Source organism: Bacillus sp. FSL H8-0534, assembly GCF_038005885.1.
Classification (GTDB): domain Bacteria; phylum Bacillota; class Bacilli; order Bacillales; family Bacillaceae_G; genus Bacillus_A; species Bacillus_A pseudomycoides.
The window spans coordinates 851,534-864,447 of the sequence record NZ_JBBOUC010000001.1 but is presented as its reverse complement, the minus strand read 5'-3'; the positions used below and the strand labels follow the sequence as shown (position 1 = coordinate 864,447).

The 12,914-nt window shown below is 33.4% G+C and carries 11 protein-coding genes; 8 read left to right on the top strand and 3 right to left on the bottom strand.

Annotation, left to right across the window (positions count from 1 at the left end; all coding sequences use genetic code 11):
* Positions 1–26 precede the first annotated feature (26 nt).
* The 5 genes from MHH71_RS04495 to hcp all read left to right on the top strand — a co-directional run bounded on the left by MHH71_RS04495 (position 27) and on the right by hcp (position 6,354).
* On the top strand, positions 27–287 hold the full coding sequence (locus MHH71_RS04495) for a hypothetical protein (RefSeq protein WP_003197448.1): 261 nt from the start codon (positions 27–29) through the stop codon (positions 285–287).
* 109 nt (positions 288–396) lie between these two features.
* Complete coding sequence (locus tag MHH71_RS04490) at positions 397–2,208, top strand: AAA family ATPase (RefSeq protein WP_018782154.1); 1,812 nt, start codon at positions 397–399, stop codon at positions 2,206–2,208.
* Positions 2,198–4,048 carry a hypothetical protein gene (locus tag MHH71_RS04485; protein WP_033798852.1) on the top strand — a complete coding sequence of 617 codons (1,851 nt, stop codon included), beginning with the start codon at positions 2,198–2,200 and terminating at the stop codon, positions 4,046–4,048. The genes MHH71_RS04490 and MHH71_RS04485 overlap by 11 nt, the downstream gene beginning before the upstream one ends.
* A gap of 317 nt (positions 4,049–4,365) precedes the next feature.
* A complete protein-coding gene (locus MHH71_RS04480; protein WP_003207128.1) occupies positions 4,366–4,962 on the top strand; it encodes a hypothetical protein in 597 nt (198 codons plus the stop codon).
* Positions 4,963–5,067: 105 nt separating this feature from the next.
* Positions 5,068–6,354, top strand: coding sequence for a hydroxylamine reductase (gene hcp, locus MHH71_RS04475; protein ID WP_033798853.1), 1,287 nt, complete (start codon positions 5,068–5,070; stop codon positions 6,352–6,354).
* Between the two features lie 110 nt (positions 6,355–6,464).
* On the opposite strand, the gene MHH71_RS04470 is transcribed toward hcp, so the two are convergent.
* Positions 6,465–6,953: a hypothetical protein gene (locus MHH71_RS04470; protein WP_003197459.1), complete on the bottom strand. Its 489-nt coding sequence runs from the start codon at positions 6,951–6,953 to the stop codon at positions 6,465–6,467.
* Positions 6,954–7,318: 365 nt separating this feature from the next.
* Here MHH71_RS04470 and MHH71_RS04465 point away from each other — a divergent pair, with 365 nt between their 5' ends.
* Positions 7,319–8,674 carry a hemolysin family protein gene (locus MHH71_RS04465; RefSeq protein WP_078211785.1) on the top strand — a complete coding sequence of 452 codons (1,356 nt, stop codon included), beginning with the start codon at positions 7,319–7,321 and terminating at the stop codon, positions 8,672–8,674.
* Positions 8,675–9,258: 584 nt separating this feature from the next.
* Here MHH71_RS04465 and MHH71_RS04460 read toward each other — a convergent pair.
* Positions 9,259–9,651, bottom strand: coding sequence for a YueI family protein (locus tag MHH71_RS04460; protein ID WP_016132763.1), 393 nt, complete (start codon positions 9,649–9,651; stop codon positions 9,259–9,261).
* Positions 9,652–9,829: 178 nt separating this feature from the next.
* Between MHH71_RS04460 and MHH71_RS04455 the strand changes: the two genes are divergently transcribed.
* Positions 9,830–10,963 (top strand): BA2291 family sporulation histidine kinase, encoded by a 1,134-nt coding sequence (locus tag MHH71_RS04455; protein ID WP_003197467.1) that lies wholly within the window; start codon positions 9,830–9,832, stop codon positions 10,961–10,963.
* 39 nt (positions 10,964–11,002) lie between these two features.
* Here the strand turns inward: MHH71_RS04455 and MHH71_RS04450 are convergent, their stop codons facing one another.
* Positions 11,003–11,752 carry a DUF4397 domain-containing protein gene (locus MHH71_RS04450; RefSeq protein ID WP_018782159.1) on the bottom strand — a complete coding sequence of 250 codons (750 nt, stop codon included), beginning with the start codon at positions 11,750–11,752 and terminating at the stop codon, positions 11,003–11,005.
* 427 nt (positions 11,753–12,179) lie between these two features.
* Between MHH71_RS04450 and MHH71_RS04445 the strand changes: the two genes are divergently transcribed.
* Positions 12,180–12,317 (top strand): YjcZ family sporulation protein, encoded by a 138-nt coding sequence (locus MHH71_RS04445; protein ID WP_006094759.1) that lies wholly within the window; start codon positions 12,180–12,182, stop codon positions 12,315–12,317.
* The last annotated feature ends 597 nt before the right edge of the window (positions 12,318–12,914 follow it).

Below are 12,914 nucleotides of genomic sequence, written 5' to 3'. Positions count from 1 at the left end.
ATATAAGATGTTTAGGAGGGATGAGAATGGAAGAAAAAGAACAACTCTTAAGAATTATGGAATTGGCAAGTGATTTACGAAAAGTATTAGTACAAGAATCATTTTTTAATCATCATCCCGAACTACGTGGAGCGATTGAGAATTTAGCTGGTTCTGTGGAGACTTTAGCAAGCCTGCAACATAATAAAGATGAAAATGCCGAGGATAAACTACGATACGTACTTGCTAAAATGAAAATTGCTCACAATGCGATTATGCAAGAGAAAAAAGCTTTCCCTTCTCACTAATATAAGTTTTACTTTTGTAACCTGACGGTGTAGGTCAGGTTTTTTTGTTTCTAGTTTTCTTTTACAGTTCATATAATAAGAACAGTATGAAAAAAAGAAGGTGAGTATATTGAAGCTACATAAAGCTCTCCATCCAAGTTTTATAAAGCGGATGTATCACATGAGATTTCTTGGAAAGTTCGTTGAAGGTGAGGAGGAAAAAAAGAATACTTTTTCTGTACAATGTCTTTCACAAATTCCTTCTATTTTGAAATCGCAATTTGAAGGTGAAGTATATTTGTTTGAAGGACTATATACTAACAAAAAAAATGAGAGAATATTTGCGGATTTAAAGAAAAAAAAGTTAGAAAAACAATTGGTATTGTTTCGCCTTTATTATGAAAGAGGGAACTTGTATGTTGAATTAATATGTACAGAACAACGGGAAATCGCGGATGCATATAAGATTATCCCTTCGCCAAGATTAGTAGGCTATAAAAAGAGAGAATCTTTAGAGCGAAAGCTAGGTAATGGGTACTTATCTTTTCTTATTCCTAAATTCCCACACGATTTCGAAGTACCACAGTTGTTATGGTATGAAGGTAGATTATATGGGAATTTATCATTAAAATCATCCATTAGTTCAATTGCATATTGCGAACAAAAAAAGGAATGCAAATATATCGAAATTGATAATTGGACCAAGTATATAGAAGTGAAAGCGGATGATCATTTGTATTTTGTAAGAGAAAATATGTATGATCAACTTCTAAAGCAAATCGAAGAAGAGGGAAAACGGGTGGAAGTAGTAGACATAAAAGGGCAAAAAGAAGACCAAGAATGGAATGAGCGTGAATCTACATTTATACAGTATGTACAGAACTTAATCAATAATAAAGGTTTGTATTTAGATGCAACGGATATTTTTAACTTTCATATTAGTGTAAAAACAAATATGTTAACGATTCTTGCTGGTATCCCAGGAATCGGGAAATCTCGTTTTGTGCAAGTATATGCAGAAGCGTTAGGGTTAACGTATGGAGAAGAATTGTTATGGATTCCAATTTCTCCATCTTATCAAGAACCACACGATATAATAGGTTATCTTCATCCAAATGGAACATATATCGAAAGTGAAACGAAGTTAATTCGGACATTATTAAAAGCATATGAAAATCCGAATCAGCTTTATATGATTGTATTTGATGAAATGAATATGTCACATATTGAACATTGGTTTACACCATTTTTATCTATTCTTCAATTAGAAAAGAAAAATCGTATTCTTTCTTTATATGAGGAAGGAAATGAAATAGAAAATATAATTCCACCTAAAATTGAAATTGGTGAAAATATTATTTTTATCGGGACTGTAAATTTTGATGAAACAACGAAAGAATTATCTGATCGCTTATTGGATCGAACAAATCTTATTACACTTCAAAAGATTCCATTTTGTGAAATCAATATGCAGCAAAATAAAGGGATACAAATCCCGCCCCTACAAGTAACAACAGGAGAGTTTCGTATGAATTGGTTACGAAATAAAGAGATAATTGATGTACTTTTTGAAGAAGAATTAGAACTATTAGATAAATTACACGGCGTATTATCATCACATGACGCATCGAAAGGCGTTTCTTTTCGATGCGCTGCTGCGATTGCGACTTATTTGCAAAATATCCCTCCAAAAGATAATCAATCTTATATGATTAGCCGAGAAGAGGGTTTTGATTTACAAGTAAAACAGCGTATTTTAACAAAATTACGTGGTACGGAAATGACAATTGGTCCACTTCTTCGTGAGGATGAAAAGAAAGGGCTATCGCTAGTATCATTATTACAATCTCCACTTGCGAATTGTGTCTCCGCATTCGAACATTCTCTAGCTTATATTAGACAAAAACGGCGTGAATTGGAGTTGTATGGGTATGCGAAATGAGGAGCAGCACGAGACGGAAATTGTAGATACAAAAGATAAGCTCCCGTTCGTATTAAAATTAATTATTGGAACAGAAGGAAAAGGAGATTTTATATTTTTGAATCGTCTTTGTAAACACACTACAACAATGGCACATTGTGTTTATAAAGTGCAAGAATTAAAAGCATTACGTTTGACTTTACATTGTGAAAAGCCAATCCGTGTTACTTTTATATGGAATAAAGTGTATGAAGGGCAAAAAGATAAGAAAGAATGGCAATATGAATTGCATGAAAAAAGAGAAAAAGTATTATTATATGAACATGGAAAAACTGATTTTTTTTATCCTTGGCGTTGTGGTTTGTATCATTTCGAGGTGAAAGTGGAAGAAGAGATATACTATGGAGCGTTTCAAATTGTTCCTAAAAATTTTTTTGATGATCAATTTGAAACGATTCAAAATTATGTAAAATCAATTTTGAATGAAATTATGCTAGATCGTGGTTATTATAAAAAGACATTCTCAACGCTAATTGATATTGAAGATTCTTCCTATTTAATGCTACTTCGAATGCTGCCACAAAAAATGAAAAAAATAAAGCAGCTTTATAAAAAAGTTGAAGAGAACACAAGATATATCGATAAATATGAGTGGGAAATACGGGAACGAAAAGCGACGATGAAAAGTGTGATAATGAACGAGAAAAAGCCCCACGCTAAGTATTATAATCGCAGATTTATAGAACAAACAGATAGTTTGGAGAATGCTTTTCTAAAATTTACAACGAAACAATTTTATCAATATTTACTTGAAGCGCAGGCTTTCTTACAAAAGACAATCGAAATATTAGAAAGAGCAACACATACAAAAAAAGAGGAACAACAAGCAGTAAAAACAATTATGCAAACCATTGAAAGAAACGGGTCTGTAACAGATAGGGAGAAGCAAAAATATCGAAATATTCATTTGTTAAAAGAGGCAGACTTGCGGAAAGCATCTATGAAAATACAAGAGTATAAAATTTTAAATCATATTGTCCACCAAGCTATACTGTACTTTCAAAATTTGTTAAATTCTCCATTCTGGAGAGGGATTTCTGAAAAGACAAATATAACTATGCATGCTTTACCTGTTACTCATCGGCAACTATTATATCATTTAGAGTTTCTACCACGTTATAATCAACAATCTCCAGCTTTATTATTTGTGTATAAACCAACGTTTTTAGTGTATGAGTATTATGCATTTTTTATCATTATTTCTATATTGCAACAGTTAGAATTTAAAGATGAAATTTCATTACGCGAACAAATTCAAACTTATTTTTACTTAGATGGTTTACAGGATGGTACGACAATTGTTTTAAATCGTGAAAATATTCAAATCCATGTAGTGTTTAATGATCTTATTGAAACGCACCCACTCATTGCACTTAGTAAAGGAAGTCATTTCTATAATGGAGAAGATACGAAAAAGCCAGACATTCGTTTAGATTGTTATGTGAAGCAAGGGGAACGTTATGAGTACCAGTCGTCTATTATTGTTGAGGTGAAATATAGTCCTATGTTTAATATTTTTCAGCCTGTTGGAAATACAAAAGCAACAGAGCAAATGTACAAATATTGGTCCATTAAGTATGTAGAAGAACAAGATGGAAAACGTATTTTTCACCGAAGGGCGATTCATGAAGTGATTTGTGTATACCCAGGCAGTCATATGCACGGGAAGAAAATAGAAGCAGGTTGCGGAGTCTTTTTGCAATTATATCCATATAAAACAAAGCAGGGAGAAGAAAAGTTAGCTGGAAAGCATGGTCTTGTACAGATTTTCGAGAAATGGTTAAAAAATATTGTAACATGAAAAGAAACCTTTCTTTACGGAAAAGGTTTCTTTTTGTGTAAGTAAATTGAATTGTTGAAGGGAGTATAATTGTGAATTTATGGTATTGTAGAATTAAATACCCATAGAGGTGATAAAACAATAAAGGTAATTTCTAATTATATACAATGGAAGTGTCACTTTATATAAATATAAAAAAATGAATAGGAACTGGTTAATTTTTATAGAATGTATAATGTATTAAATACCTTTTAGTTGCATGCGGAGATTTGTTCTTATATGATAGATGGTGAAAGCGTTATCAAAATATAGAGCGGCGATGGGAAAGGCGGGGAAATATGTTCCAGCGTGTTCAAACAAAGGAAGAACATTTTTGGTTCGAGCAACTGTGGGGAGATTTTTGTGAAGAGAGAGATTTAATGTTTGTAGAGCGTAATTTAAATCCATCACGATTTTTATTAATAGAAGAAGGACATTCTATTGGTACAGTAGAGTGTATTCGATATACGACACCTGAACAATCTAATTCTGAGTTTTTCTATCCGTTTTCTGAAAATGAGTTAATGAAAGGTTTAAAGAATGTTTATGAAATAGGAAAGTTAAGTATTGCGAAAACATCGCGCGGGAGAGGACATTTCAAAAGGTTAACAGCTATTTTATTTATTCATGCTTTAGAAATGAAAGCTGAGTGGTATATTGCTGTTGTTACAAAAAGAATGTATATGTATTTACTTACAATTGGTTTTCCAATTGAACCAATTGATGATCCGTTTTATTTTCATGATACATTGCAAGGGGTACCTGTTCGAATTCATGCTCGGAAAGGATTAACACATTTGTATTCCTTAAAAGAATTTCGGGATATTATTCAAGGAAATGCTCATGCGCAGGCATTAATCAAAGAGAACAGTAAAAATATTATGTTAACAAGATGAAGTGTCACAAATTTTTATAAATTATTGTGATTGATATCACATCCCTTTTTCTCAATGTATATTAAGCTTAGTTTGTAATGAATGATTGGGAAAGGGTGGGATGATATGTTTTGCTATCAATGTGAACAAACGCCAACAGGCGGATGTAAAGTAATGGGTGTTTGCGGTAAGAATGAAACAATTGCAAGTTTACAAGATACGATTGTGTTTGGGTTAAAAGGAATTGCTGCTTATCGTACCCATGCTGCGCAGCTAGGGTATACAGATCCATTTGTAGATGCTACAACTCAAGAAGCGTTATATATGACATTAACAAATTCTAACTTTAATGAACAAGAACATATTGATATGGCTATGAAAGTTGGGAAATCAGCTTTACGGGTGATGGAGTTGTTAGATGAGGCACATACGAATCATTTCGGTGTTCCAGAGCCTGTTCAAATTACACAAAATCATGTAGAAGGTAAGGCAATTGTTGTTACTGGTCATAATTTATTTGCATTAGAGGAATTATTAAAGCAAACAGAAGGAAAAGAAATTAATATTTATACGCATTCTGAAATGCTACCAGCACACGGATATCCACAACTGAAAAAATATAAACATTTAAAAGGAAACATTGGTAAGGCATGGTATGATCAACGACGTCTTTTTGAAAAATTTACCGGTGCGATATTGGCTACAACGAACTGTGTTATGCCAATTAAAGGATCATACTCTGATCGCTTCTTTTCATATGATATTGCCGGCCTGGAGGGTGTACGGAAAATTGAAAATGATGATTTTGCACCATTGATTAAAAAAGCGCTAGAACTTCCCGAAGTACATATGGAGTCGGATGAACAGTTAGTAACAGGGTTTCATCATAATACAGTATTATCATTAGCTCCAGAAATCATTGAGGCAGTAAAGGGAGGGGAAATTAAGCGCTTCTTTGTCATCGCAGGTTGTGATGCCCCAGGAAAAGGCGGAGAATACTATCGTGAATTAGCAACGTCACTTCCGCAAGAAACGGTTATTTTAACAACTTCTTGTGGGAAATTCCGCTTTAATGATGTGAATTATGGTGTTGTACCCGGTACGGAGATTCCACGTTACATTGACTTAGGGCAATGTAATAATTCAATTTCTACAATAAAAATAGCGGCAGCTTTAGCAGATGCTTTTCAATGTGAAGTGAACGAATTGCCAGTTAGTATTGTCCTATCTTGGTTTGAACAAAAAGCGGTTGCCATTTTACTTGGGCTATTTAGTCTTGGGATTCAAGATATTCGTATCGGTCCAAAGGCCCCTGAATTTATTTCACCTGGTGTGCTTGATGTATTACAAGAAACATTTGGTTTAAAACTTATTACAACTGCAGCAGAAGATATGAATATGATGTTATCGTAACAAAAAGGATGTCTTGTAATGAGACATCCTTTTTATATAAATAAAAAAGCGCATGATAATTGACTAGGGGGGAGTCAATTATCATGCGCGAACAAACGATTGGAAAAGAACTAAAATCCGAATATACTTAAAATCATTTTACGACGTTTCGGTTTTTCTTCTCGTTCATATGTTGGCGTGATATCAGGTGTGATGTAAATTGGTTCTTTTTTCTCAAGAGCAGCTTCTAATTTTTGAATTCTATCCATCATTTCTTCCATTTCTCTGCGATGTTGTAGCAATTGGTAATTGACGACATCATCTGCTTTATCTTGCATTTTTTCCTCTATACGATTTAAACGGTGTGTAATTGTATTTAATTGTGTAACAAATTGTTCAAAATCAGTTGATGGTTCTACTTGTGAAATTATAGCGGGAGATAAGGTTTGTTCTATATGAGAACGATGATATTCTAACATTTTATCTAAGTTGTCTTGAGTGAAAATGAAATGACCGTACTTGTTTTTTTCTATATTGAGATTCAATTGTTGTGCAATTCGAACCACTGCCTTTGGGCTAACACCTAACTTTTTCGCAATAATGGGTGTTTTATATTCCAAGGTAAATCCCTCCTATATATATCCTGTTGAATTATTTCGAGGTATTAAGCTTCTTCCCTGCATGGGTGACAAAAGAAGTGAGGAATCGGCAAAGAAAGTGTTTTTTCACGAGAATTAGTTTTTGAGCATATAGATTCTTCTAAAAAGAGAGAAAAATGTCTGTTTTTTTTCAATTATTCTAGTTTGACTGAAAGAAGATATTTAGATTATCATAAATATAAATATCCTCTTTATGTATGCATATAATGTATAAAAAGGTGATGGCGAATGTAGAAACTTGTAAGATGATAAGAAAAGTCTTTTTCGCTTGAATAAATTAATTAGGAGGTGGCTTCCTTGCTTACAGCGTAAGTAAGGAAACGTATTTGGACATATATAGTATAAGTATGGTGATTGTTTTAATTGCCTTAACTGCATTTTTCGTTGCGGCCGAGTTTGCAATTGTGAAAGTAAGAAGTTCACGCATCGATTTTTTAATTGCAGAGGGAAATAAACGTGCAATTCCTGTGAAAACAGTCATTACAAACTTAGACGAGTATTTATCAGCTTGTCAATTAGGAATTACAGTTACAGCTCTTGGACTTGGATGGTTAGGAAAGCCAGCAATAAAGCACATGTTTGATTCGCTTTTCGCAAGATGGGAGGTGCCTCCCCAGGTTGCTGATATTTTGGCTGTGATTCTAGTGTTTATGTTCATTACTTTTTTTCATGTTGTTGTGGGGGAATTATCACCAAAAACATTGGCGATTCAAAAAGCAGAACAAGTGAGTTTACTCGTTGCTAAACCGCTTATTTTCTTTTATCGAATTACTTTTCCGTTTATATGGCTTTTAAATGGATCTGCTCGATATGTAACAAGAATGTTTGGTTTACAAACTGCGAAAGAGCACGAGGAAGTTCATTCGGAAGAAGAATTACGGTTGTTAGTGTCAGAAAGTTATAAAAACGGTGAAATTAATCAATCTGAATTTAAATATGTAAATAAAATCTTTGAATTTGACGATTGTATTGCAAAAGAAATTATGGTCCCACGGACAGAGATGAACATTTTAGATAAAGATACTTCTGTTAAAGAAGCATTGCAGAAAATGTCCAATGAGAAATATACAAGATACCCAGTTGTTGATGGGGATAAGGATCATGTTATCGGTTTTGTAAACTTTAAAGATATTTTCACAGATTTTGTGAAACATGGTGCCTTTAGCAAAGAAACGGTGCAGCAGTATATTCGTCCCATTATACTTGTCATTGAATCGATTGCAATTCATGATTTGTTTTTAAAAATGCAACGAGAGCGTACACATATCGCTATATTAATTGATGAATATGGTGGAACAGCAGGTCTTGTAACAGTTGAAGATATATTAGAAGAAATTGTTGGCGATATTCAAGATGAATTTGATATAGATGAAAAACCAGAAATCCAACATATAAGTGAAACAAAGACAATTTTAGAAGGAAAAGTATTTGTTAGCGAAGTAAATGTATTGTTAGGTTTATCTATTGATGATGATGATATTGATACAATTGGTGGATGGATTTTAACAAAGCACCTAGAAATTACAGAAGGTGATATTGTTGAAATTGAAGATTATAATTTTTGCGTTAAGGAATTGGATGGCCACTATATCAAGCAAATAGAAGTGACAAAGCGAGCAGCTCCCATTTTAATTTCAGAAACTGAAAAACCAATAACATTACAAGAACAAGTAAGCTCGTAAACTCTGCATTTAGCAGAGTTTTTTTAGTAGGGAAAATATTTTTTTATGTAATGGGACAATGTTACAATAAAATAAGTCAGACATTTAGCGAAAGCAATGCATGGAATTGATGAACTAGAATTAGATAAATACAAATTAAAAGACTGACATAAAACCTAATTTTTAGGTGGGAGAGAGCATCCGGCGGTCAGACCCTTTTTCTGCTCCATGTCGAGTGAAAACAAATGCAGACCCCCCATTTTGTTATTCATAGCCGCGGCTTATATGTCAAAAAATCAAAATGGATTTATATGGGCAGTTTCATGATTAAAGACATCATATGCGGTGTCAAAGAAAGTGGTACAGGTCGTGAAGGAATTAAATATGCGATTGAAGAAATGACAGAGATGAAACTAATCTTCATAAAAAAATAAATATAAATAAAAGGTACACTTATTATCTAAGTAAGTGTACCTTTTATTTATCTCGCTATTTGCGTGCAGTAAGACCCCCATCTCAAGATTCAGAGAGGAGCAAGGAAGAGAAGTGGGGGATAACTGCCCGTAAAAGACCGATTGGTAATGGAAGTGTCACATTATCGTGTATTATTTCATCTCTTGTTTAAAAATCGTATCTTCAACATAAACTTGTTCTTTATCTACCGCTGTGTTATGCGCAAGAACTAAACCAATTGGTGTTTGTGTACCTTTATTTTGGACGATTGTAAAAGGTACATTTTTTTCGTTTGCTAATTTAATGTATTTTGATAAATGTGGGTAAGAGATGCTGCCGTTTACATATAGTTGTAATGATTGAGAAGTGCGCATGCTATTAGCTACTTCTGTGTAAACATTGCTTTGCATCACTTGACCGATTGTTAAAGCGATTTCCACACGCTCACGCAATGTGCCTAAGTACATATTGCGTTCTTCTGGTTTGTTTTGCTTTTGGCCATGAATGCCTTCTTGGAGATAATCTTCCACATTTTTATTTACCATATTTTTCACACCTTTCATATCTTATTGTACGCAAGAAATGAAAAGGATGCAAAAAAAGACATTTCAAATACCATATTCAAATTAACTTTATCAACAGAAATTAACAAAATGTGACAATAATCTCTTAACGAAACTCGTTTTTTGTGTTAATATTCAAAATATATAGGGTATTCGTCGCATGGAAATGGAGGGAATGGGGGTTTTTCCAATCGATAAGGATATTAAAGAAGTATTTTGTTCGCACTTGAAAAACAACAGGCACCAATTCGTAGAGAACTGGAAAAACAAAATGATAATTTCCGAAAAAGATCCATTTAAGCAAGAAGTAGCTCAGAATGGAGAGAATTTATTAGAGTTAATCATTGAACTTATTATGGAAAATAAGGATGTAGCTCACCTACAGCCGTTATGTGAAAAAATTGCAATTGAGCGAGCAGGGGCGGACGTTAATATTGGAGATTTTGTCTATAATGCGAATGTAGGAAGAAATGAACTATTTGAAGCAATGTGCGAATTAGATGTTAAAGCTCGTGAATTAAAACCAATTATGACAAAAATACATACTTGTTTTGACAAATTAATTTATTATACGGTTTTAAAATATTCGGAAATTATATCGAGAAATTTAGAAGAAAAACAGCAATATATAAATGAAACACATAAAGAAAGATTGACGATTTTAGGACAAATGTCGGCTAGTTTTGTTCACGAGTTTCGAAATCCATTAACCTCCATTATGGGGTTTGTGAAATTATTGAAATTAGATCATCCGAATTTATCATATTTAGATATTATTTCACATGAATTGGACCAATTAAACTTTCGTATTTCGCAATTTTTACTTGTTTCAAAAAAAGAAATGTGGAATGAGTCTGAACGATTTTGGCTAAATGATTTGTTTCATGATATTATTCATTTCTTATATCCAAGTCTAGTTAATGCAAATGTTTCAATTGAAAAGATTTTACCGTATCCTATCTCATTTGTAGGATACCGTAGTGAAGTAAGACAAGTTTTTCTAAATATTTTAATGAACTCAATCGATGCTCTCGAAGTGATTAAAGAAGATCGTAAAATTATTATCGATACATGTGAAGAGGAAGAAAGGATTCATATTGTTATTAAAAATAATGGACCGATGATTCCGGCAGAAAGTATTGAAACGATTTTTGAACCATTTGTCACGACTAAGAAATTAGGAACTGGCATCGGTTTGTTTGTATGTAAACAAATTGTTGAAAAGCATAATGGATCGATTACGTGTCGCTCTGATTCAGAATGGACAGAATTTCATATTTCATTTCAAAAATAAAGAGAAAAAAGTCTACACCAAGAGAATGGTGTAGATTTTTTAATTTGTAAGAACCACGGCTTCTAATTTTGGGGATTGATTAGAATAGCCTACTAATGCAAATGTGTAAATTGTATTTGGTTCTACTTTTACATCAGGGATGGTTACAAGTATCTTTTTTGTATCGGCAAGAGAAATTTCAATATCAGCTGTTCCAGGGCTTACCTGTAAATAATCTGTTACTTGTTTAAATAAGACATTTTCGAATAAATAGTCGCCACCTTTTATGGATATATGAACAGCAGGGGTATCAGAGGAAAAATGTAAAAATCTTATTTTTGCTTGACCAGATTGCAAAGGAGTATTATCAAGCATTGGTTGCAACTGTAGATGTGTATCAGTACTAATTGCTGCCAGTGTATAAGAGTGGTTACCCATCATGGGAACAAGTGCTGAAAAAATAGGTGTTTCATTACCGACTGGAACGATATCAACCCGGTACTGCCCTTGAGTTAAGGACAAATAAGGACTGTGTTGTTTAAAAGAAATGTTTTTTACTACCTTCTGTCCGTTAACTAAAAAATCAATAGCTGGTGTATGAGGGGATGCGTGGAATATTCTCATATAGGATGGCAATGTTGCTTCTTGAGAGCCGCGTTTTTCATACACATGTACAAGTTTGGTAATCGCACTATGATATTTCATATATAATTCCATATATTTTTTGGGATTTGTATATTGATAGTAACGGGCAAGTTGTTCATACAGGGCTGCTTCTTGTCCATATTTTTCAATTTCAGATTGAGCCATGTAAAATTCCTCCTTTGTCATCACTATAACTATATGCATCTCGGAAAAGGGCTTATGCAAAAAATGCTTCAAAATATAAATAGGATAATAGATAGTTTATCCCGCATTAACGGGCAGTAAGACCCCCACCTCAAGATTCAGGGAGAAACAAGGTAGGTAGGGGATCAACTGCCCGTAAAAGCCCGATTGGTGAGGGCTAATAATCAGTGGGGGATGAAGAAAACCCCCACTGATTAAAGTTTCACTGTATTTAATGCCACGAATTTTATACATATACAAGTTGCTCGATCTGGTGCAAACTATAAAATCGTTAGCGGAGTTATGGAGTTTTTAATTTATAGGCAAACGCACATACAAAGTGAGAGTTGTCCTACATAATTTATTAAGGGAATTTAATTTTTAAGTAGCGGAGGGAGTGGAGCAAATCATGTGGGGTTACGGATATCCTAGTAGTTATTGCGGATATGGTTATGGCGGCGGAGGGTACAGTACAGGTTCTGGATTTGCGTTGATCGTTGTATTGTTTATTTTACTAATTATTATCGGGGCATGTTGGGTTCGTTAATAATTGATAAAGAGCGTCATGCTGAACTGGTTAATATAGTTAATCGGTTCTTTCTTTTTTATTTTAATGTAAACTCGTATTTAAAATATCAGTTGGAACATGAGGTCTTGCGATATTTTAACACAAAAGAACAAATGAAGAAGTTGCAGTGGGATAAACTAATGATGGTAAAGGTTATCCAGAAACTGTGAAATTAATTGTTAAATATGTACTTGGAAATTTGAAATTACATTGAATGGAAGCATGTGTAAGGTTACATAAGGTTGTATCTATAGAGGATTAGAAAAATTAGATTTTCATAAAGTAAAACTTCAATCAGCGGTGGGGCTTCATCTCCCACCTGATTTCTTTGCTTTTGTTGCATGTTGGGGTGGGGCCTTACTGCTCGCGAATAGCGAGATAAAAAAGGAGTAGCCAAAAAATGTTAATGAAAATGAAAAATAAGAGGAGCGTCAGGTGGTAGCAATAAAAAACGAAAAGGATTAAATATAATACTTGTAAAAAAATAAAATATCAAAAAGAAGCTTCCTGGCCTTTCTTAGGTAAATAGTACAGAAAGATCAGGAAGAAAACTGGTTTATACTTTAATCAAGTATG

Excerpts from the sequence above, each read along its gene's own strand:
- MHH71_RS04495 (WP_003197448.1), top strand. The coding sequence starts at position 27 with ATGGAAGAAAAAGAACAACTCTTAAGAATTATGGAATTGGCAAGTGAT.
- MHH71_RS04485 (WP_033798852.1), top strand. The coding sequence starts at position 2,198 with ATGCGAAATGAGGAGCAGCACGAGACGGAAATTGTAGATACAAAAGAT.
- MHH71_RS04480 (WP_003207128.1), top strand. The coding sequence starts at position 4,366 with ATGTTCCAGCGTGTTCAAACAAAGGAAGAACATTTTTGGTTCGAGCAA.
- hcp (WP_033798853.1), top strand. The coding sequence starts at position 5,068 with ATGTTTTGCTATCAATGTGAACAAACGCCAACAGGCGGATGTAAAGTA.
- MHH71_RS04460 (WP_016132763.1), bottom strand. The coding sequence starts at position 9,651 with ATGGTAAATAAAAATGTGGAAGATTATCTCCAAGAAGGCATTCATGGC.
- MHH71_RS04455 (WP_003197467.1), top strand. The coding sequence starts at position 9,830 with ATGGAAATGGAGGGAATGGGGGTTTTTCCAATCGATAAGGATATTAAA.
- MHH71_RS04450 (WP_018782159.1), bottom strand. The coding sequence starts at position 11,752 with ATGGCTCAATCTGAAATTGAAAAATATGGACAAGAAGCAGCCCTGTAT.
- MHH71_RS04445 (WP_006094759.1), top strand. The coding sequence starts at position 12,180 with ATGTGGGGTTACGGATATCCTAGTAGTTATTGCGGATATGGTTATGGC.